The organism is Vibrio sp. 2132-1 (assembly GCF_033344315.1).
Window position 1 is genome coordinate 1 of record NZ_JAWPON010000113.1, and the last position, 1,014, is coordinate 1,014.

Consider the following 1,014-nt stretch of genomic DNA (forward strand, 5'->3'; position numbering starts at 1 on the left):
AATTTTAGAGTAGTGGCGACGTTTGTCGCCACTTTTCTCCTTCTCATCCCCAATTTAGCATTTGCTAACGTCGTTAAAAGTTTCCGAGTGTGGCCTTCCCCAGATGAGACGCGTGTTGTCATCGATTTAGGCTCGGAAGCGGACTATTCCTATTTTTCTCTATCAGGGCCGGACCGTCTTGTGGTGGATATGAAAGACACCACCATGCAAGCTAAATTGCCAGTGACCGTTTCTGATAGCCCAGTGCTTAAATTGGTGCGTAAAAGCTCGCCTCCAGAGAAAGGCACCTATCGCCTTGTTTTTGAATTAAAGAAAAACGTTCAGGCAGAGTTATTCAAACTCAGTCCAACGCCGGGCGGCCAATATGGGCATCGTTTGGTGATTGACCTGCCACACGGTAAGAAAACCGCGACAGCAGCAGCGAAACTAAGCAAACCGACGACAACCAGCAAAGACATGAGTACCGTACAGCGTGCTCAAGAAGTATTGATCGTGATCGATCCTGGTCATGGTGGTGAAGACCCTGGCTCAATTGGTCCATCTCGTCGCAAGTATGAAAAAGACGCGGTACTGAGCATTTCTCGTAAGCTTGCAGCGCAACTTGATGCGACGCCGGGAATCAAAACGCGCATGACGCGTACCGGTGACTACTTTGTTAACTTAAACCGCCGTGTTGCATTTGCCCGCGAAAATGACGCGCACCTGTTAATCTCAGTTCACGCGGATGCGTTCACATCACCACAACCTCGTGGGGGATCGGTATTCGTATTGAATACGCGTCGCGCAAACACTGAGATTGCTCGTTGGGTTGAGAACCACGAGAAACAGTCCGAGTTGCTCGGTGGTTCTGGCAATGCATTTGTCACGAACACGAAAGACCGCAATGTGAACCAAACTTTGCTCGATCTCCAGTTCAGCCATTCGCAAAAAGAAGGCTACAAGTTGGCGACCGAAATTTTGGGTGAAATGGGACGCGTCGCGCATCTACACAACACCAAGCCAATCAACACTAGC

Annotated in this window: 1 protein-coding gene; it reads left to right on the forward strand. The window is 49.4% G+C overall.

Annotated elements, in window-relative coordinates:
- Positions 1–12: 12 nt before the first annotated feature.
- The coding region (locus R8N47_RS23790) for an N-acetylmuramoyl-L-alanine amidase (RefSeq protein WP_318185924.1) at positions 13–1,014 on the forward strand (1,002 nt) is incomplete at its 3' end.